This window comes from Trinickia diaoshuihuensis, from assembly GCF_003390925.1.
GTDB lineage: Bacteria > Pseudomonadota > Gammaproteobacteria > Burkholderiales > Burkholderiaceae > Trinickia > Trinickia diaoshuihuensis.
The window spans coordinates 1-18,481 of record NZ_QUBS01000018.1 but is presented as its reverse complement, the minus strand read 5'-3'; the positions used below and the strand labels follow the sequence as shown (position 1 = coordinate 18,481).

General features: G+C 63.8%; 18 protein-coding genes. 8 read left to right on the top strand and 10 right to left on the bottom strand.

Annotated elements, in window-relative coordinates:
* Positions 1-29 precede the first annotated feature (29 nt).
* On the bottom strand, positions 30-800 hold the full coding sequence (gene rfbF / locus DXT59_RS03730) for a glucose-1-phosphate cytidylyltransferase (protein ID WP_116135597.1): 771 nt from the start codon (positions 798-800) through the stop codon (positions 30-32).
* A 363-nt stretch (positions 801-1,163) separates the two neighbouring features.
* On the opposite strand from rfbF, the gene DXT59_RS03725 reads away from it, so the two are divergent.
* The gene (locus DXT59_RS03725) at positions 1,164-2,882 is read left to right on the top strand and encodes a sensor histidine kinase (RefSeq protein WP_116135596.1); all 1,719 of its coding nucleotides are present in this window, start codon (positions 1,164-1,166) and stop codon (positions 2,880-2,882) included.
* A gap of 36 nt (positions 2,883-2,918) precedes the next feature.
* Here DXT59_RS03725 and DXT59_RS03720 read toward each other — a convergent pair whose 3' ends face one another.
* The 4 genes from DXT59_RS03720 to wrbA all read right to left on the bottom strand — a co-directional run bounded on the left by DXT59_RS03720 (position 2,919) and on the right by wrbA (position 6,284).
* Positions 2,919-3,731: a metallophosphoesterase family protein gene (locus DXT59_RS03720; protein ID WP_116135595.1), complete on the bottom strand. Its 813-nt coding sequence runs from the start codon at positions 3,729-3,731 to the stop codon at positions 2,919-2,921.
* Positions 3,732-3,803: 72 nt separating this feature from the next.
* Complete coding sequence (locus DXT59_RS03715; RefSeq protein ID WP_116135594.1) at positions 3,804-5,240, bottom strand: FAD-binding oxidoreductase; 1,437 nt, start codon at positions 5,238-5,240, stop codon at positions 3,804-3,806.
* A 16-nt stretch (positions 5,241-5,256) separates the two neighbouring features.
* The gene (locus DXT59_RS03710) at positions 5,257-5,685 is read right to left on the bottom strand and encodes a DUF2069 domain-containing protein (RefSeq protein ID WP_116135593.1); all 429 of its coding nucleotides are present in this window, start codon (positions 5,683-5,685) and stop codon (positions 5,257-5,259) included.
* Entirely contained in the window at positions 5,682-6,284 is a 603-nt protein-coding gene (gene wrbA, locus DXT59_RS03705; protein WP_116135592.1) for an NAD(P)H:quinone oxidoreductase, read from the bottom strand. The genes DXT59_RS03710 and wrbA overlap by 4 nt, the downstream gene beginning before the upstream one ends.
* Positions 6,285-6,374: 90 nt before the next feature.
* Here wrbA and DXT59_RS03700 point away from each other — a divergent pair, with 90 nt between their 5' ends.
* Positions 6,375-7,676, top strand: coding sequence for a YihY family inner membrane protein (locus DXT59_RS03700; protein ID WP_116135591.1), 1,302 nt, complete (start codon positions 6,375-6,377; stop codon positions 7,674-7,676).
* Between the two features lie 11 nt (positions 7,677-7,687).
* Here DXT59_RS03700 and DXT59_RS03695 read toward each other — a convergent pair whose 3' ends face one another.
* The 3 genes from DXT59_RS03695 to DXT59_RS03685 form a co-directional block, all read right to left on the bottom strand.
* A complete protein-coding gene (locus DXT59_RS03695; protein ID WP_116135590.1) occupies positions 7,688-8,008 on the bottom strand; it encodes an Mpo1-like protein in 321 nt (106 codons plus the stop codon).
* Between the two features lie 123 nt (positions 8,009-8,131).
* Positions 8,132-8,968: an alpha/beta fold hydrolase gene (locus tag DXT59_RS03690; RefSeq protein WP_116135589.1), complete on the bottom strand. Its 837-nt coding sequence runs from the start codon at positions 8,966-8,968 to the stop codon at positions 8,132-8,134.
* Positions 8,965-10,296 (bottom strand): O-acetylhomoserine aminocarboxypropyltransferase, encoded by a 1,332-nt coding sequence (locus DXT59_RS03685; protein ID WP_116135712.1) that lies wholly within the window; start codon positions 10,294-10,296, stop codon positions 8,965-8,967. Before DXT59_RS03685 ends, DXT59_RS03690 begins: the two co-directional genes overlap by 4 nt.
* A 179-nt stretch (positions 10,297-10,475) precedes the next feature.
* On the opposite strand from DXT59_RS03685, the gene DXT59_RS03680 reads away from it, so the two are divergent.
* The 3 genes from DXT59_RS03680 to aroC all read left to right on the top strand — a co-directional run bounded on the left by DXT59_RS03680 (position 10,476) and on the right by aroC (position 14,086).
* A complete protein-coding gene (locus tag DXT59_RS03680) occupies positions 10,476-10,934 on the top strand; it encodes a CBS domain-containing protein (protein WP_116135588.1) in 459 nt (152 codons plus the stop codon).
* Between the two features lie 4 nt (positions 10,935-10,938).
* On the top strand, positions 10,939-12,876 hold the full coding sequence (locus DXT59_RS03675; protein ID WP_116135587.1) for an MFS transporter: 1,938 nt from the start codon (positions 10,939-10,941) through the stop codon (positions 12,874-12,876).
* A gap of 109 nt (positions 12,877-12,985) precedes the next feature.
* Entirely contained in the window at positions 12,986-14,086 is a 1,101-nt protein-coding gene (gene aroC, locus DXT59_RS03670) for a chorismate synthase (RefSeq protein ID WP_116135586.1), read from the top strand.
* Between the two features lie 100 nt (positions 14,087-14,186).
* Here aroC and DXT59_RS03665 read toward each other — a convergent pair whose 3' ends face one another.
* The gene (locus DXT59_RS03665; protein WP_116135585.1) at positions 14,187-15,860 is read right to left on the bottom strand and encodes an electron transfer flavoprotein-ubiquinone oxidoreductase; all 1,674 of its coding nucleotides are present in this window, start codon (positions 15,858-15,860) and stop codon (positions 14,187-14,189) included.
* 188 nt (positions 15,861-16,048) lie between these two features.
* Here DXT59_RS03665 and DXT59_RS03660 point away from each other — a divergent pair, with 188 nt between their 5' ends.
* Positions 16,049-16,828: an SDR family oxidoreductase gene (locus DXT59_RS03660; RefSeq protein ID WP_116135584.1), complete on the top strand. Its 780-nt coding sequence runs from the start codon at positions 16,049-16,051 to the stop codon at positions 16,826-16,828.
* A gap of 96 nt (positions 16,829-16,924) precedes the next feature.
* Positions 16,925-17,329: a thioesterase family protein gene (locus DXT59_RS03655; RefSeq protein ID WP_116135711.1), complete on the top strand. Its 405-nt coding sequence runs from the start codon at positions 16,925-16,927 to the stop codon at positions 17,327-17,329.
* Here the strand turns inward: DXT59_RS03655 and DXT59_RS03650 are convergent.
* Entirely contained in the window at positions 17,323-17,868 is a 546-nt protein-coding gene (locus tag DXT59_RS03650) for a PAS and helix-turn-helix domain-containing protein (protein WP_116135583.1), read from the bottom strand. The two genes, DXT59_RS03655 and DXT59_RS03650, sit on opposite strands and share 7 nt — an antisense overlap.
* Positions 17,869-18,103: 235 nt before the next feature.
* Here DXT59_RS03650 and DXT59_RS03645 point away from each other — a divergent pair.
* Positions 18,104-18,481, top strand: a 378-nt coding sequence (locus DXT59_RS03645) for a CoA transferase subunit A (protein WP_162877938.1), incomplete at its 3' end; no start/stop codon positions are given.

The following is an 18,481-nucleotide window of genomic DNA, read 5'->3' as shown; positions in this document are numbered from 1 at the left end:
CTCGCGCTTCATGGCTGGTGCGCCACTCGCTAGTCCCACACTTTCCAGGGTGCATGGCCCGCGGCCCAAAGCTCGTCAAGATAGGTCTTATCGCGCAGCGTATCCATCGGCTGCCAGAAGTCGCGATGGAACCAAGTCTGCAGTTCGCCTTCGGCAGCGAGCTTTTCGAGCGGCTCTCCTTCCCAAAGTGTTTCGTCGCCGTCGATATAGTCGATCACCTTCGGATTGAGCACGAAAAAACCGCCATTGATCCATGAGCCGTCTCCGCGCGGCTTCTCGCGAAAGCTACGCACGACATGTCCTTCTAGATCGAGGGCTCCGAATCGCCCCGGCTGCTGAGTGGCCGTCAACGTAGCGAGCTTGCGGCTGGATCGATGAAACTCGATTGTTGCTGTGATATCCACGTTGCCGACGCCGTCTCCATAGGTGAAGCAGAAATCTCCGTCACCAAGATAGGCGCGCACGCGCTTGAGCCGGCCTCCGGTCATGGTTTTTTCACCGGTGTCGATCAGCGTGACGCGCCACGATTCCGCGCCGTTTTGAAGCACTTCCATCTTATTGTTGCGCATGTCGAACGTGATATCCGACATATGTAGGAAGTAGTTTGCAAAATACTCCTTGATTACGTATCCCTTGTGGCCGCAGCAGATGATGAAATCATTTATTCCGTGTTTGGAATAAATCTTCATGATGTGCCAGAGAATCGGCTTGCCGCCGATTTCGATCATCGGCTTAGGCTTCAAATGCGTTTCCTCGGATATCCTGGTACCCAAACCGCCGGCAAGCAAGACTGCTTTCATGTCTTTAAGTATCCGCGGAAGTTGCTAGCCTGATACCATAGCTCAGAATGCGGCGATGGGCTAGGATAATTCGATGCTGCTATTTACTGAGATTAGATCGTGAAAAGAGAGGGTCGTGTAATCAGTAATTTTGATCTGGCCGTTTGTTTGTTTCACCCATTGGGAATGCGAAGGCTAGAATTTTTGCCGAACAAGCGCTTGAAACGGTTCTGATCTAATCCCGCGAATACCTTGGCGATGCCGCGCTTGTGCCACGGGATTCTTGGCGCCCCGTGGTTTCCCGCTTTTCTCCTACTTGGTCGCCTCCCATAATATAAATTCATACCTATCAGCGGACGGCGAACGCGCGAGCCGGGGGGACAGTTGAGCGAGTCGGCGGGCGAGACACGAATTTTTCTTTCGACGTTGCGGCCGGGGCGCCGAGAGCGGCAACTGGCGCTCGGCGCCGTCGCGGTATCTGTCGTGGCTTTCGCAGTGCTTGCGCCATTCGCCAAGACGCCCCTCGCGGCGGTTTGGGCGTTCGTGCCGATCTATCAATCCGCCCTTACCGTATGCGATTTGCTGACGGCAGCCCTGTTTATCGGCCAATACAACATTCTATTTTCCCGGCCGCTCCTGACCCTTGCCGGCGGCTATCTCGTGAGCGCGTGCATGGCGATCGCCCACACGCTGTCTTTTCCCGGCTTATTTGCGCCGACGGGACTGCTCGGCTCGGGCCCGCAAACGACAGCATGGCTCTATATGATGTGGCACGCGGCGTTTCCGCTGGCGGTCATGGCCTATGCGCGGGGGAGGCCGATCGCCGAATCAGTTCGCCCCGCCGCGCCTTGGCGCGATACCGCGCTGTGCATCATCGCGGCGGTGGCGGCGGCTTGCCTGATGACGGCCGTCGCGACCATCGGTCACCCATGGCTGCCGCCGCTCATGCGCGGCTCGCGCGAAGCGGGCGTCACCGGCATCGTCGTTTCGATCGTCTGGCTGCTGAACTTCGGCGCACTGGCGATTCTGGTCGCGCGGCGCGCGCGGACCATCCTCGATTTATGGCTCATCGTCGTGCTTTTCGCGTGGGTCCTCGATGTCGCGCTGGCCGCCGTGCTCAACCACGCACGCTTCGACTTGGGTTTTTACGCCGGACGCATCTACGGCCTTATCGCATCGAGTTTCGTGCTCGTGGCCCTGACGTTCGACAACATTCAGCTCTACGCGCGCGTGGTGCAAGCACTCGGGCGCGAGCGTGCCGAGCGTCAACTCGTGCAGCATCGAACGATGCAACTGAACGAGGCAAAGGCGCTGTTGGAGCAGCGCGTGCAGGCACGCACGGCCGCGTTGGCGGCCTCCAATCGCGATCTGTTGCGCGAGGTGACCGAGCGCCAACGTGCTCAAGCCGCGCTTGTCCATTCGCAGAAGGAATTGCGCGAGCTTGCCGCCATCAGCAGCTCCGCGCGAGAGCAGGAGATGCGCCGGATCTCGCGCGAGTTGCACGATGAGCTTGCGCAGATCTTGGCCACCTTGAGGATCGAGACGGATCGATTGCGGGAAGCCGCAGCCGACACGCCTGCGGGCGCGGCCAGCGAATCGAGGCTCATGGCTATGCGCTCGTTGCTCGACGAGGCGGTTACATCCACCCGGCGCATCGCCTCCGATTTACGGCCGCTCGTGCTCGACGACCTCGGCCTCGTCGCCGCCGTGCAGTGGCTCGTTCAAAACTTTACGCAGCGCACGGGTGTGGCGTGCGAATTGACGCTCGATCCGCCCGATATCGAACTCGACGAGCCTTACGCGACCGCCACGTTTCGGATGTTGCAGGAGTCGCTGACGAATATCTCTCGTCATGCGCATGCCTCGCATGTCGAAGTCAGCCTCGCGCGCGAGCACGATTGGGTCGTTCTAACGGTACGCGACGACGGCGTCGGCTTCGACCCGGCGCGACCGCGCAAGCCCGGCTCGTTCGGGTTGGCGGGCTTGCGCGAACGGGCCTATCTCGTCGACGGCGAGCTGCGCATCGACTCGTCGCCCGGGCGAGGCGCGACCATCGAGGTTCGCATCCCGTTGCAAGCCGCGCACGAGCGCGAGTTGTCGTAGTCGCGGGGCCCGCGTGGCGTCTGCGCGGCGTGCCGCTCAAAGATCGACGACCTTGTCCCAAGCGAACAGCGGATTTTCGAGCCGGTTGCGGCGCCGGTCCACATAGCCGCGCGGATTGCAAACGACGCGCGTGCCGTTTGCGAGGTAGTCGAACGGCGTGTGCGTATGGCCATGAATCCATAAGGCGGCCGGCGGCCCCACGAGCTCTGTCATGTGGCTGACGAACCCGGCCGAGGCGAGGTCGTCGGCATAGCGTTCGGCAAGGCTCGATCGATGCGGCGCATGGTGCGTGACGACGATCGTCTTGCCGCCGAACGGCTGGGCCAACTCGCGCGCGAGCCACGCACGGGCATGGCGATGCAGCGCCAGCGTATCGGCCGGCTCGAACAGGCGCGGGCCGCTCGCTTGTCGCGTTTCCGACGGCCAAGTCACTTGAATCGGCCCGCGAAAGTCGAGCATCACCTTTTGCGCGGCGGCGATCGATGCGGCAATCTCGTCCTCGCTTGCACCGAACAATTCGAAGTCGGTCCACAGCGTCGTGCCCAGCACGCGCCAGCGGCCCGCCGGGTCGACCAGTACATCATTGTTCAAGTAGTGAACGTGATCGACGGTCGCGGCGGCATCGCGCATCGCCACTTCGAGCGCGCCGAACTCGCCGTCGTAGTACTCGTGATTGCCGGGCACATAGACGACCGGCGTGTCGCTGCCGAATGTTTCGGCGGCCCAGCGAATTCCTTCCGCGTGATTGTGGATATCGCCGGCCAAGACGATCAAGTCGGCCTCGGCGTGGGGAATGACGTCGGGCTCGTCGCATTCGAGGTGCAGGTCGGACAACACGCGGATTTTCACGATAGACCCGTTGGCGCGATGGGCTCGATCAAGAGGCAGGCCACGGCGCCGTGCGCGGCCCTGCCGTCATCCTTAGCGTAGCACTTTGCCGGGGTTCATCAGGCCGAGCGGGTCGAGCGCGGCCTTGAGCGTCCGCATGAGCCGCATTTCTACCGGTGACTTGTAATGGAGCGCATCGTCGACTTTCAATTGACCGAGACCGTGCTCGGCGCTGATCGTGCCGCGATGGCGATGGACGCTGTCGTAGACGATGCGATTCAGTTGCGCTTGGTAGCGTGCCAGGAAAGCCGGCGCATCGACCCCTTCGGGGGCCTGCACGTTGTAATGGAGATTGCCGTCCCCGAGGTGGCCGAACGTGACCATGCGGGCACCGGGTACCGCTTGCGCGATGGCCGCGTCGGTCTCATCGATGAAGTGGCCGATGCTCGAAATCGGTACGGCGATATCGTGTTTGACGTTCAGCCCTTCCTCGGCCTGAGCGAGCGGAATATGCTCGCGCAGGTCCCAAAACGCGCGCGACTGCGCGAGGTTTTCCGCCACGACGGCATCTTCGACGATGCCGGTTTCGAGCGCTTCTTGCATCAGTTGTTCGAACAGGGCCCGCGCGTGCGTTTCGCTTTCGTTGTCGGATAGTTCGAGCAGCACGACTTGCGCGTGCCGTTCGGCGAACGGATAGCGCATCTGCGGGAAATGCTTGCCGACTAGGGCGAGGCAGAAATCGGACATCAACTCGAAGCCGGTCAGCAGCGGACCCGCGCAGCGATGCGCCAGTGCCAGAAAATCCAAGGCGGCGTGCGGCGAGGCGAGCGCGGCAAGCGCGGTCACGCTTGCCGCCGGCAACGGATAGAGCTTCATGACGGCCGCGGTGATGATCCCGAGCGTGCCCTCGGCGCCGATATACAGGTCGCGCAAGTCGTACCCGGTATTGTCCTTGCGCAGCGCGCGCAGGCCGTCCCAAATCTCGCCTTGCGGCGTCACGACCTCCAGGCCTAGACAGAGCTCGCGCGTGTTGCCGTATCGCAGTACGGCCGTGCCGCCGGCGTTGGTCGCGAGGTTGCCCCCGATCGTGCAACTGCCCTCGGCGGCGAGGCTCAAGGGGAACAGACGCCCCGCGGCGCGCGCCTGATTTTGTACTTCGGCGAGGACGACGCCCGCCTCGACGGTGATCGTATTGTTGTGCGCGTCAAGCGCGCGCACGCGGTTCAGCCGTGCAAGGCTGACGACGGCTTGGCTGCCGCTCGTGTCCGGCGTCGCGCCGCCCGCGAGGCCCGTGTTGCCGCCTTGCGGCACGAGCGCGACACGGTGCGCGTTGGCGAGCGCGACGATCGCCGCGACTTCTTGCGTCGTGCCCGGCCGTAAGACGGCGCAGGCGGCGCCGGTGTAGCGGCGCCGCCAGTCGGTCAGGAACGGGGCCGTGTCGTGCGATTGCGTGAGGACGTGCGCCGCGCCGATCGCTTCGCGGCAAGCCGCGACGAACGCGCTGGGGGTAAGCGATTGAGTGTCGGTCATGATGGAGGCTTCTTAGCTACTCGCTGACGGTTTGTGCTTTGCGGCGCGCCGCGCGCGAGGCGCGTTTGAAGGGAGCGACGTACGCGAGCGCGCAAACGAGAAAGGCCGCGGCGAGCGCGAGCTCGATCCAGGCGAGCCGCGCCGAGGGGCCGCCGTCGGTCATGCCGCGCACGATGCCTTCGGCCATGTAAAGCAGCACGAGCATCGACGCCCACTGCAACGTATAGAGCTTGCGCCGCCAGACGCCGGGCAGCGCGCAAACGAGCGGGACCGCCTTGAGCACGAAGGCAGACCCGCCCGGGCGCAGCGGCGCGAGCCAGCACTCCCATGCCACGGAAAGCACGATCAGGGCCACGAGCGCAAACGCGGCCCCTCGCGCCCAGTGCGTGCGCGCGACGACGGCCGGGGCCGCCGCCGAAGCGCGATCTGCCCGAGCGGCGGTCACGGGCGGCCCGCCAGCAGGGAGGCCGTACGCGCAAGCCGCACGCCCAGCGCGACGGCGAGCATCTTTTCATCGACGGACAGGGCCGATTCGCGCGCCCCGGCTCCCGCGACGTGCGACGCACCATACGGGGTGCCGCCGGTCTGCGTCGTCGACAGGGCGCTTTCCGTGTACGGGATGCCGAGCATCAGCATGCCGTGATGCAGCAGCGGCAGCATCATCGAAAGCAGCGTCGATTCCTGGCCGCCGTGCAAACTGCCGGTCGAGGTGAACACGCAGGCGGGCTTGCCGGCCAAGGCGCCGCTCATCCACTGCGGCGCCGTGCCGTCGAGAAAATATTTCAGCGACGCGGCCATGTTGCCGAAGCGCGTGGGCGAGCCCAGCGCCAAGCCGACGCACTCCTCGAGGTCGCGCGCTTCGGCGTAGGGCGGTCCGTCGAGCGGAATGGCCGGCTCGGCGGCTTCGCTGACGGCGGAAACGGCCGGTACGGTTCGCACGCGCGCCTGCATGCCGGGCACGCTGTCCACACCTTGGGCCACGGCCAGTGCCAAATCGCGCGTCGCGCCGTGCCGGCTGTAATAGAGTACGAGAATGTCTTTCATAGGGGTGTGGTGATGAGCGGCTTATTATAGGGGCTGGCCGCACACTCACCGTCATGCGCCGCCGCCGTCGCAATACGAGGAGAACGATACTTGCGCAAGCTCAGCTCCGAACTGGATACGCTCAAACGTTTGGCCAGCTTCGCCGCGAAACGCAGCCGCGAGGACCGCATCGCGCAGGTCGCGGGAAGCCTGACGTTTACGACGATGCTCGCGATCGTGCCGCTCGCGACGGTTGCGTTCGCGCTGTTCACGGCTTTTCCGATCTTTGCCCAATTCCAGGCGTCGCTGCAGACGTTCCTGGCGCAGCACTTGATGCCCGATCAGATCAATAGCCAAATCTTCAAGTATCTGAATCAGTTCGCCTCGAAGGCGAAAGGGCTGACGACGGCCGGCATGATCGTACTGTTCGTCACTTCCGTCATGACGATGATGACGGTGGAATCCGCCTTCAACGTCATCTGGCGGGTGGCCAAGCCACGTCCGCTCGCGCAACGCGTCCTCGTTTATTGGGCAATCGTCACGCTCGGTCCGCTGCTCATCGGCGTGAGCTTATCGATCTCGTCCTACGTCTTCGCGCGCTCGAGCGTGCTCTCGGGCGGGTACGTACCGTCGTTGTTGGAATGGGCGCTGACGGGGGCCGCGTTGCCGCTGACGGCGCTCGCGTTCACGCTGCTGTACGTCTATCTGCCCAACTGCGCGGTGCAGTGGCGTGACGCCGCGTTAGGTGGCTTGCTGGCCGCGGTCGCGTTCGAATTCGCCAAGCGCGGCTTCGGTTTCTACGTCCGGCGCATGCCGACTTACACGGCCGTGTACGGCGCCTTCGCACTCGTGCCGATGTTTCTCATATGGGTCTATCTGTGCTGGTTCATCGCGCTGGCCGGTGCGACGCTCGTTTCCGCCATGCCCGCGATCCGGGCGGGGCAGTTTCATCGGCGCCGCTATGCGGGCAGCGACTTGCTCGATGCGCTGGAATTGCTCGTTCGCCTGGACGAGGCGCGCGAGGCGGGGCAGCCGGGCCGCACGCCGATGGAGCTCGCCCGCATGCTTCGCTGCGATATCGATACGGTTACGCGGCTCTTGGGGAAGCTCGCGCGGCGCGAGTGGGTGACGCGGCTCGCCGACGACGCTCAGTTGCGCTTCGTCCTCATCGCGAATCCGACGCAAATCACGGTGGGCCGTTTATTCGATATGTTCGTGATCGACCGGGCCGAACTCGAATACCAGCTACGGCTCGATTCGACGCGCGTGGACACGGCGCTGCTGCTCGATGCACTGCACAATCCGAAGCTCGACTTGACGATCGCGACACTCGTCGCCGCGCGCGGGGCGCGCGAGTCGCTGGGCCGCGACGGCCACGCCGTGCGCACGCCTTGGCCGCATCAGCCCGCGTAGCCGCGTTTCCCTTATAGGGGAATCTTGCCGACGCAGATGTCCTTGAACATCACCCAGTCGCCCATCAGGCTGTAAAGCGGGTGCCGGAACGTGGCGGGACGGTTTTTTTCGAAGACGAAGTGGCCGATCCAAGCGAAGCCGTAGCCGCACACGAGCGCGCCCGGCAGCCATAGCCAGCCGCCTGTGGCCACGGCCATCGCCACACAGCCGATGACGCCGAGCGAGCCGACGAAGTGCAGCCGGCGGCAGGTCTTGTTCCGATGCTCGCCGAGGTAAAAGGGGTAGAACTCGCTGAAGCTCGCGAACTGGGCCGTATGAGCGCCTTGAGTCATCGCTTCCTCCGTTTGCGCTGACGGGGGCGCCCCAGCCTATTGCCAATTGCCTGTTGCGCCAGGGCGCGCCCGCCGACGAAATCATTGTGGGGCGATTGCGGCGGCGGCGCAACCGGGCCGGCGTCAAGCGTCTTGCTTCGCCGTAGCCCTCCGGGCGAACGTGTACAACGCGTCGAGCGTGGCGTCCGGTTGTTCGCTCATCAGCGCGTGCCCGGCGTCGAGGGTAACGACATCGACCGGTGCGCCGGCGGTCTCCAACGTATCGACGAGCGCGCGCGTGGCGCGCGCGGGCGTCATCATGTCCTTTGCGCCCAGCACGAGCCGCACGGGGCAGCGCACTTGCGCGGCCCGCTCGAGGCCCGCGGCGTAGCGGTTGCAGGCCGTGAAATCGGTATGGAACAACCGCGGTTCGCCGCGCGCCGACACGCGTTCCATGAGGCGCTGGTTCATGCCATGCAACCAAAAGCCCGGACCGGGGCAGGACGGTTTGGCGGCGATGCTCGAATGCGACCAGCGATTGACGAGTTCGATCGCCTCGGGCTCGCGATTGAGCGCCGCATCGAGCAGGGCGTCGGAAACGGCCATCGGCACGGCGCTCGCGACGAGCGCGGCCCCGAGCGTGCGCGCCGCATACCGGCCGGCAAAGTCGAGCGCGACCAAGGAGCCCATGCTGTGCCCGATCACGAGCGCACGGTCGGCCCCGGCTGCGTCGAGCAGTTGCGCTAGCCAATCGGCGAGCGCCTCGATCGTCGTTTTAGCCGGCCCTTCGCTGCGGCAATGGCCGGGCAGGTCGAGCGCCAGCACGTTGAAGCCGTGATGGGCGAAATATCGGCTTTGCAGCGCCCAGACGCTGTGGTCGTGCTGAGCGCCGTGGACGAAGACGGCGGTGGGCAGGCTCGCGTCGAAACGCTTGCCGCCGGTATAGGCATAGGCGTTTTTACCCTCGACGGTCAGATTCATGCCGGCTCCTTCGGCGACGGTGCGCTCGGGCTCTGTTTCGTGGCGGGCTTGCCGGCGGCCTTCAGCGCGCGCTTCAGGTCGTCGATCAGATCGTCCGGGTCTTCCAGCCCGATCGATAGCCGGATCGTGCCCTCGGCGATGCCGGCCGCGGCGAGCGCGGCGGCGTCCATGCGGAAATGCGTGGTTGAAGCGGGATGAATGACGAGCGAGCGCGCATCGCCCACGTTGGCGAGATGCGAGAAGAGCGTGAGCGCTTCGATGAAACGGCGGCCCGCCGCGCGATCGCCGCGCAGGTTGAAGCTGACCACGGCGCCCGCGCCGCGCGGCAGCAGGCGTTTGGCCAGCGCATGGCCGGGGTGGGACTCCAGCTCCGGATAGGCGACCGACTCGACGCCCGCGTGCGCAACGAGGAATTCGACGACTTTGCGCGTGTTCGCGACGTGCCGCTCCATCCGCAGCGGCAACGTCTCGATCCCTTGCAGCAGTTGCCACGCGGCTTGCGGGTGCAGACACGCGCCGAAATCGCGCAGCCCCTCGCGGCGGGCTCGCAACAGGAACGGCGCGACGGTGCTTTCCTCGGCGAAGACCATGCCGTGAAAGCCGTCGTACGGCTCGGTGAATTCGGGAAATCGGCCCGACGCGGCGAAATCGAAGGTGCCGCCGTCCACCAGTACGCCGCCGATGGTCGTGCCGTGGCCGCCGAGGAATTTAGTCGCCGAGTGATAGACGAAATCGGCGCCGTGCTCGAACGGCTTGATGAGATAAGGCGTCGTAAAGGTCGAATCGACGAGCAGCGGGATGGACTGCGCGTGGGCAATCTGCGCGATCGCCTCGATATCGAGCACATCCAAATTCGGGTTGCCGAGGGTTTCCCCGAGGAAAAGACGCGTGTTCGGGCGTATGGCGGCGCGCCATGCGTCGAGATCGCGCGGCGCCACGAACGTCGTTTCGATCCCGAAACGGCGCAGCGTGTAATGCAGCAAATTGTGCGACCCGCCGTACAAAGCGCTGGAGGCGACGATGTGCGAGCCGGCGCCCATCAGGGTGACGATGGCCAGATGCAGCGCGGCCTGGCCGCTGGCGGTACCGATCGCGCCGGCGCCGTTTTCGAGGGCGGCGACGCGCTCTTCGAAGACGGCCACCGTCGGGTTCGAGATGCGCGAATAGACGTGGCCCGCGCGCTCCATGTTGAACAGGGCGGCGGCGTGGTCGGCATCGCGAAAGACGAAGGCCGTACTTTGATAGATGGGAGTGGCGCGCGCGCCCGTGGCGGGATCGGGGGCTGCGCCGGCATGCAGCGCGAGCGTGTCGAATCGATTGGCGGACATGACATCGGCGGGGCAAACCCCGGCAAAGGTGGCGGTGGCGGCCATCGTAACACCGGCCGGCGCCCGATCGGTCTCGAGCGCGCCTCGCTGACCGTCCGGCCAATGGGTGCCTCGCTTTCCTTTTAGAGACCTTTCCGCTAGGATCGACCGATCCGCGCAAGCATTACCGGGAGATAGACATGAGAGTCAGCGACATCCTGAAGGTCAAGGGCAATACTTTGTTTACGGTCACGCCCGATACGGCGTTGCACGATGCCGTCAACACGATGGCCGAGCACGACATCGGTTCGCTCGTCGTCATGGAGTTCGGCGATCTCGTCGGTATGCTCACGTTCCGCGAAATCATTCTGACGCTGAAGAAGAACGGCGGCAGCGTCGGCACGGCCACGATCCGCAAGGTAATGGACGACCATCCGATCACCTGCACGCCCGAAACGGACGTCAACGAGGTGCGCCGCATCATGCTGGAGCACCACGTGCGCTATTTGCCCGTGATGGAAAACCGCACGCTGATGGGCGTCATTTCGTTCTACGACGTGGCCAAGGCCGTGGTCGAGGAGCAAAGTTTCGAGAACCGCATGCTCAAGGCGTATATCCGCGATTGGCCGGAGGAAGGCCAGCCGAGGGAGACGCGCTGAGCGCATGAGCGATCAACCGTTGCCGGCGGCTTCGTTGCCGCGCCGCGCGCCGCGCGAGCATCATTCCCAGTTCTCGCTCTTTCGCGAGCGGCGCTTTGCCCCGTTCTTTTGGACGCAATTTCTCGGCGCGCTGAACGATAACGTTTTCAAGGTCGGATTCAGTTCGCTCGTCACTTATCAGGCCGCCCGGTTTTCGGGCGTCGATCCCAAGACGGCCGCTTTCCTGATCTCGGCCATATTTATCCTACCGTTCGTCCTGCTGTCGGCCACATCGGGACAGATCGCCGACAAGTTCGACAAGGCCATGCTCACGCGCTTCGTCAAAACGTTCGAGATCGTCGTGATGCTGATCGGCGGGGCGGGGTTCGTCACGCACCACGCACCGTTGCTGTTCCTCTGCACTTTTCTCATGGGTGTACATTCGACGTTGTTCGGGCCGGTCAAATACGCGTACCTGCCGCAACATCTAGAGGACCGCGAACTCGTCGGCGGCAATGGGCTCGTCGAAATGGGTACGTTCGTGGCGATCCTGTTCGGCACGATCATCGGCGGCGCCGCCGCGGGTTCGCCCGAGCATGGCGCTTGGATGCTCGCCGGCACCTGTTTTTGCGTGGCGCTGGCGGGACGCTTCATCTCCGGCAGAGTGCCCGTTTCGCCGCCCTCGCAGCCGGAGCTTCGGATCAACTGGAACCCCTTCACCGAAACTTGGCGCAATTTGGCGCTCGCGCGCACGAACCGTACGGTTTTTTTGAGCTTGCTCGGCATTTCCTGGCTTTGGTTCGTCGGCGCGACGTTTCTGACCTCGTTCTTCAACTACGCCAAAGATGTCCTCTCGGCGAACCCCGATGTGGTCACGGTGCTGCTCGCCACGTTTTCGCTCGGGATTGGGACCGGCTCGCTGCTGTGCGAGCGGCTTTCGAAGCGGCGCGTCGAAATCGGGCTCGTGCCGCTCGGCTCGATCGGCATCAGCGTGTTCGCGCTCGATCTCTACTGGGCGAGCCGCGGTTTCGCGTCCACGGGGCGGTTGATCGGCGTTGCCGAGTTCCTGGTGCACGCGCGCGATTGGCGCATCCTGGCCGATCTGTTCTTGCTTGCGATGTTCGGCGGGTTTTACAGCGTGCCGCTTTACGCGTTGATTCAAAGCCGCTGCCAGAGCACGCACCGGGCGCGCATCATCGCCGCGAACAACATTCTCAACGCCTTTTTCATGATCGTCTCGGCATTGATGGCGATCGGGCTGACCTCGCTCGGCGTGAGCATTCCCGGGATTTTCGCGGTCACGGCGCTGCTCAACGTGCTCGTCGCCGCCTACATCTATTCCCTCGTGCCGGAGTTCTTGCTGCGTTTCGTCGCATGGGTGCTCGTGCATACGTTTTATCGAATTCGCCTCGTGCATGCGGAGCGCATTCCAGAGCAAGGCGCGGCGGTGCTCGTCTGCAATCATGTGAGTTATGTCGATGCGGTCGTGATCATGGCCGAAAGCCCGAGGCCGATCCGTTTCGTCATGGACCACAGGATTTTCCGAACGCGCTTCGCGGGCTGGCTCTTCCGTCATGCGAAAGCGATTCCGATCGCGCCCGCGCACGAAGACCCCGTTATGCTTACAAAGGCCTATGAGACTTGCGCCGCGGCGTTGGCCGAGGGCGAACTGGTCTGCATTTTTCCCGAAGGCAAGCTTACGCGCGACGGCCAATTGAATACGTTCCGCCACGGCATCACGGAAATCCTGGCGCGCAGTCCCGTTCCCGTCATACCGATGGCGCTGCGCGGGCTATGGGGCAGCGTGTTCTCGCGTCATGGCGATGCGCATTGGCCGCGCCCGTTGCAAAAGGGTGTCATGAGCCGGCTCACGCTGGCGGTTGCCGAGCCGCTCGAACCGAGCATCGCTACCCCGGAGGCCCTGCAAGAAATCGTGGGCGAGTTGCGCGGCGCGAGGCGCTAGCGCGCGTCTCGCGGTTCCGTGTGTCCGGCGCCGCCGCCGCGCGACCGCGGGGCGAGGCATAATATCGCCTCGCGCTTTGTTGCTCATTACTACTCTCGAGGCCAAGTCCATGTCCGGCAATACTCTCGGCACGCTTTTCACCGTCACGACGTTCGGCGAGTCGCACGGGCCGGCGATCGGCTGCGTGATCGACGGGTGCCCCCCGGGAATGGCGCTGTCGGAAGCCGATATTCAGGCCGAACTCGATCGCCGCAAACCCGGCACCTCGCGCCACGTGACCCAACGCCAGGAAGAAGACAAGGTCGAGATCCTATCGGGCGTGTTCGAAGGCATTACCACGGGCGCGCCGATCGCGCTCTTGATCCGCAATACGGATCAGCGCAGCAAGGATTACGGCAATATCGCCGAGACGTTTCGCCCTGGGCATGCCGACTACACCTACTGGCAGAAATACGGTATTCGCGACTATCGCGGCGGCGGCCGCTCGTCGGCCCGGCTCACGGCGCCTACCGTGGCGGCCGGCGCCGTCGCCAAGAAATGGCTGCGCGAGAAGTTCGGCGTCGAAGTGCGCGGGTATATGAGCGCGCTCGGCGAAATCGAGATTCCATTCGTCGATTGGGCGCATGTCCGCGAGAATCCGTTTTTCGCGCCGAACGCCGACATCGTGCCCCGGCTAGAGGAATATATGGATGCGCTGCGTAAGGACGGCGATTCGATCGGCGCACGCATCAGTACCGTTGCGACGGGGGTCCCGGTCGGTTGGGGCGAGCCGTTGTTCGATCGGCTCGATGCCGATATCGCACACGCCATGATGGGCATCAACGCCGTCAAAGGCGTGGAGATCGGCGCGGGGTTCGCGAGCGTCGCGCAACGCGGTTCGGTCCACGGCGACGAACTGACGCCCCAGGGCTTCGTCGGCAATCACGCGGGCGGCATACTCGGGGGCATCTCGACAGGGCAGGACATCACGGTGTCGATCGCCATCAAACCCACGTCGAGCATTCGCACGCCGCGTCGTTCCGTCGACAAGCAAGGGCAGCCGGCGGTCGTCGAGACCTTCGGCCGCCACGACCCGTGCGTCGGCATTCGCGCGACGCCGATCACCGAGGCCATGTTGGCGTTGGTCTTGATCGATCACGCATTGCGTCATCGCGCGCAGTGCGGCGACGTGAGCGTGGCGACGCCGAGGATTGCTGCCAGCGCCCCTTGATCGTTTGTGCGCTCTTGGCGCCCGTGAACGTGTGTACGGGTAAACCGTATCGGGCCGTACCGGGCCGCAACCTACGCGGCCCGTTTTCTTTCGTCCCTGCCTACATATTCGCGTAGTTCGGCCCGCCGCCGCCCTCGGGCGTGACCCAGACGATGTTCTGCGTCGGGTCCTTGATGTCGCAGGTCTTGCAATGCACGCAGTTCTGCGCATTGATCACGAGCCGGTCGCTGCCGTCGTCGTTCTTGACGAACTCGTACACGGCGGCGGGGCAGTAGCGCCCCTCGGGGCCCGCATAGGTGTGCAGGTTGACGTTCACGGGCACCGAGGGGTCCTTCAGCGTCAAATGCGCGGGCTGGTTTTCCTCGTGATTGGTATTCGAGAGGAACACCGAGGAGAGCCGGTCGAACGTCAGCTTGCCGTCGGGTTTCGGATAAACGATCGGCGCGCACTCGGAGGCCGGCTTGAGCATCTCGTGATCGCGATGCTGATGATGCAAGGTCCAGGGCACGTTGCCGCCGAGCAGCTTCTGTTCGATCCCGACCATCAGCGTGCCGAGGTACAGCCCCTTGCTCATCCATTGCTTGAAGTTGCGCGCGCGATGGAGTTCGCCGTGCAGCCACGATTGCTTGAACGATTCGGGGTAGGCCGCGAGTTCGTCGCCTTGACGGCCAGCCTGCACCGCGTCGAAGGCGGCGTCGGCCGCGAGCATGCCGCTCTTGATGGCCGCATGGCTACCTTTGATGCGCGAGGCATTCAAGAATCCGGCATCGTCGCCGACGAGCGCGCCGCCCGGAAATACGAGCTTGGGCAGCGAGAGCAGCCCGCCCGCCGTGATCGCGCGAGCGCCGTACGATAGACGCTTGCCGCCTTCGAGGAACGTGCGGATCGCCGGATGCGTCTTATAGCGCTGGAATTCCTCGAACGGCGACAGGTAAGGGTTGGTATAGCCCAGGCCGACGACGAAACCCACCATCACTTGATTGTTGTCGATGTGATAGAGGAACGAGCCGCCGTAGGTTTGGGTATCCAATGGCCAGCCGGCCGTATGGATGACGAGCCCCGGTTGATGCTTGGCCGCATCGATCTCCCAGAGTTCCTTGATGCCGATGCCGTAGACCTGCGGGTCGGCACCTTGGTCGAGCTTGAATTTCGCGTTCAACTGGCGGCCGAGATGCCCGCGTGCGCCCTCGCAGAACAGCGTGTATTTGGCATGCAACTCCATGCCCAATTGAAAGTTTTCGGTCGGCTCGCCGTCCTTGCCGATGCCCATGTTGCCCGTGGCTACGCCTTTGACCGAGCCGTCTTCGTTATAGAGGACTTCCGCGGCGGCGAATCCAGGGAAAATCTCGACGCCGAGCGCTTCCGCTTGCTGACCGAGCCAGCGCGTGACGTTGGCGAGACTAATGACATAGTTGCCGTGATTCTTGAAGTTCTCCGGCAGCGCCCAGTTCGGCGTCTTGACGGCGCCTTTTTCCGTCAGAAAGAGAAACCGGTCTTCGGTTACTTCCACGGTCAAAGGCGCGCCTTTCTCCTTCCAGTCGGGGATCAGCTCGCTGATGGCGCGCGGGTCCATGACGGCGCCCGACAGAATATGGGCGCCGATTTCGGAACCCTTTTCGAGCACGCATACGCCGACATCGACGCCCTTGTCCCGTGCGAGCTGCTTGAGGCGGATGGCCGCGGACAGACCGGCGGGGCCGCCGCCCACGATGACGACGTCGTATTCCATCGACTCGCGCGGGCCGTACTGCTCGATCAGACTTTCGGGGGTCATGGGGGCTCCTTAGCCATTAGAATGCTTTTTTTCGGGTTCGTATTGTCAGCGAACGGTAGGGACGCTGCAACCGCATGGAACAAGATTAGCACGATCGTTCTATTCTCGTGGTAGAGTGGCGGTACCGCTCGCGGCGGGTTCCGCGTTCGATCGCGCATCGCATAACTTCATCGATTAAAGGAACGAGAATGGGCCGTTCGATCAATCTGGAAGGCAAGGTTGCGCTGATTACCGGCGCGTCAAGCGGGCTCGGCAAGCGCTTCGCGCTCGTGCTGTCGCAAGCGGGGGCCAAGGTCGTGCTCGCGAGCCGTCGGGTGGACCGTTTGAAGGAGTTGCGCGCCGAAATCGAGGCATCGGGCGGCGCTGCGCACGTCGTCTCGCTCGACGTAACCGACTACCAGAGCATCAAGGCCGCGGTGGCGCACGCCGAGACCGAGGCGGGCACGATCGACATTCTCGTCAACAATTCCGGCGTTTCGACGACGCAAAAGCTGTCCGAAGTCACGCCGGCCGACTACGAATACGTGTTCGATACGAACACGCGCGGCGCGTTTTTCGTTGCCCAGGAAGTGGCCAAGCGCATGATCATGCGCTCGGCCGGCACCGCTCAGAAGCCCGCTTACCGGATCATCAACATCGCGTCCGTGGCGGGTCTGCGCGTGCTGCCGCAGATCGGTCTATATTCGATGAGCAAGGCGGCGGTCGTGCATATGACGCGGGCGATGGCGCTCGAGTGGGGGCGGCACGGCATCAACGTGAACGCGATCGCGCCGGGCTACATCGATACCGAAATCAACCATCACCATTGGTCGACCGATCAGGGGCAGAAACTGCTTTCGATGCTGCCCCGGCGGCGCGTGGGCCGCCCCGAGGATCTCGACGGCTTGCTGCTGCTGCTCGCGGCCGACGAATCGCAATTCATCAACGGCGCGGTGATCGCCGCCGACGACGGGTTCGGCCTTGCTTGACCGGCCGCGTCGCGTCGAACCGGATTTTTTTGTCTTAGGTATAAAGAAGTGGAACAAGCAGAAGCGACGAGCAACGATTACCAGCGCGTGTTCGACATGTCGATGCCCATTCGTTGGGGCGACATGGACGCGTTCGGACACGTCAACAACACCGTGTACTTTCGCTACATGGAGCAGGTGCGCATTAGCTGGTTCGAGTCGATCGGCATTATCGGCGGCGCCGACGAGGGCCAGGGGCCTGTCATCGTCAACGCTTCGATGGAATTTTTGCGGCAATTGCATTACCCGGGCGACGTGATCGGCGTGATGTCGGTGGGCAAGCCGGGCCGCAGCAGCCTCGACACGGGGTTCGAACTGCGCCGCGCCGACGACCCGGGCACGATCTATGCGCGCGGGGCGGCGCGCTGCGTGTGGATCGATTACGCGGCCGGCCGCTCGGTGCCGTTGCCGGAGCGCTTGCGCGAAGTGCTCGACCGAGCGCATCTCATCGCCGCTCAGTGACCCAGTAACCGCTGCATGAGTTCGGTCGCGTTGCCCGTGCCGTATTTGCGCATGAGGCGCGCGCGGTAGATGTCGACCGTGCGCGAGCTAATGTCGAGCGCGCGCCCGATTTGCTTGCTCGTCTTGCCCGTGGCCAATTGCGCGGCCACCTCGCGTTCGCGCGGCGTCAACTCGATGGCCACGCGGCGCGTGGCGCTCAAATCTTCGAATGTCCACACGCCCGCGGCGAGCGGCGCTTGGCGCTCCAGCGCGCGCCCCGTCACGTGGCACCAAAATAGTTCGCCGTCGGCGCGCTTCATGATCCGGTCGTCCGCATAGCTGCCTTGCGCCGTCATGATCGGCCCGATCCGCTCGCCGATCCGCATGAACTCGTCCGACGACGGATAGAGCACCTCGAACGAACGGCCGATCAGGGCCGAACGTTCGCAGCGGAAGATCGCGGCCACGGCATCGTTGCAGTCTTCGATAATCCGGTCGCGCGATATGACGAGTCCGATCGGCGCGAGATGGAAAGCGGTTTGATAATCGATTTTTGGCATGGTTCGCGGCAAGCGGGCGCGGATGTCGCGGGCTTTCGCTTATGTATTTTTGCGTATTGTGCCGTAAGCGCGCACCATCGTACCCTTTGGGCCATTAAATCGAGTGTGGCGGCGCGTATCGCCGATGAACGGATGCGCGCACGACGACTAAAATGGGCATCGATTGCGTTCGATGTCGACCATTGCACTCGTGCCGATCCGATTGTCGGATTTCCATCATGGAAGGGACACACAGATGAATAAAGTCTATCCAAGCGCGGCCGCCGCGCTCGAAGGCGTCGTTGCGGACGGTCAGACGTTCGCCGTCGGCGGCTTCGGGCTGTGCGGCATCCCCGAAGCGTTGATCGCGGCTTTGCGCGAGACGGGCGTCAAGGGCATCACGTGTATCAGCAACAACGCGGGCGTCGACGGTTTCGGCCTCGGGCTGTTGCTCGAAACGCGCCAAATCAAGAAGATGATCTCGTCGTACGTCGGCGAGAACAAGGAGTTCGAGCGCCAGTACCTGTCGGGCGAACTCGAGCTCGAATTCACGCCGCAAGGCACGCTTGCGGAAAAGCTGCGCGCGGGCGGCGCCGGCATTCCGGCTTTCTTCACGCGCACCGGTTACGGCACG

Coding starts and splice junctions, on each gene's coding strand:
- DXT59_RS03680 (WP_116135588.1), top strand. CDS start 10,476: ATGAGAGTCAGCGACATCCTGAAGGTCAAGGGCAATACTTTGTTTACG.
- DXT59_RS03690 (WP_116135589.1), bottom strand. CDS start 8,968: ATGAATCTGACCGTCGAGGGTAAAAACGCCTATGCCTATACCGGCGGC.
- DXT59_RS03675 (WP_116135587.1), top strand. CDS start 10,939: ATGAGCGATCAACCGTTGCCGGCGGCTTCGTTGCCGCGCCGCGCGCCG.
- aroC (WP_116135586.1), top strand. CDS start 12,986: ATGTCCGGCAATACTCTCGGCACGCTTTTCACCGTCACGACGTTCGGC.
- DXT59_RS03650 (WP_116135583.1), bottom strand. CDS start 17,868: ATGCCAAAAATCGATTATCAAACCGCTTTCCATCTCGCGCCGATCGGA.
- wrbA (WP_116135592.1), bottom strand. CDS start 6,284: ATGAAAGACATTCTCGTACTCTATTACAGCCGGCACGGCGCGACGCGC.
- rfbF (WP_116135597.1), bottom strand. CDS start 800: ATGAAAGCAGTCTTGCTTGCCGGCGGTTTGGGTACCAGGATATCCGAG.
- DXT59_RS03685 (WP_116135712.1), bottom strand. CDS start 10,296: ATGTCCGCCAATCGATTCGACACGCTCGCGCTGCATGCCGGCGCAGCC.
- DXT59_RS03660 (WP_116135584.1), top strand. CDS start 16,049: ATGGGCCGTTCGATCAATCTGGAAGGCAAGGTTGCGCTGATTACCGGC.
- DXT59_RS03655 (WP_116135711.1), top strand. CDS start 16,925: ATGTCGATGCCCATTCGTTGGGGCGACATGGACGCGTTCGGACACGTC.
- DXT59_RS03665 (WP_116135585.1), bottom strand. CDS start 15,860: ATGACCCCCGAAAGTCTGATCGAGCAGTACGGCCCGCGCGAGTCGATG.
- DXT59_RS03715 (WP_116135594.1), bottom strand. CDS start 5,240: ATGACCGACACTCAATCGCTTACCCCCAGCGCGTTCGTCGCGGCTTGC.
- DXT59_RS03695 (WP_116135590.1), bottom strand. CDS start 8,008: ATGACTCAAGGCGCTCATACGGCCCAGTTCGCGAGCTTCAGCGAGTTC.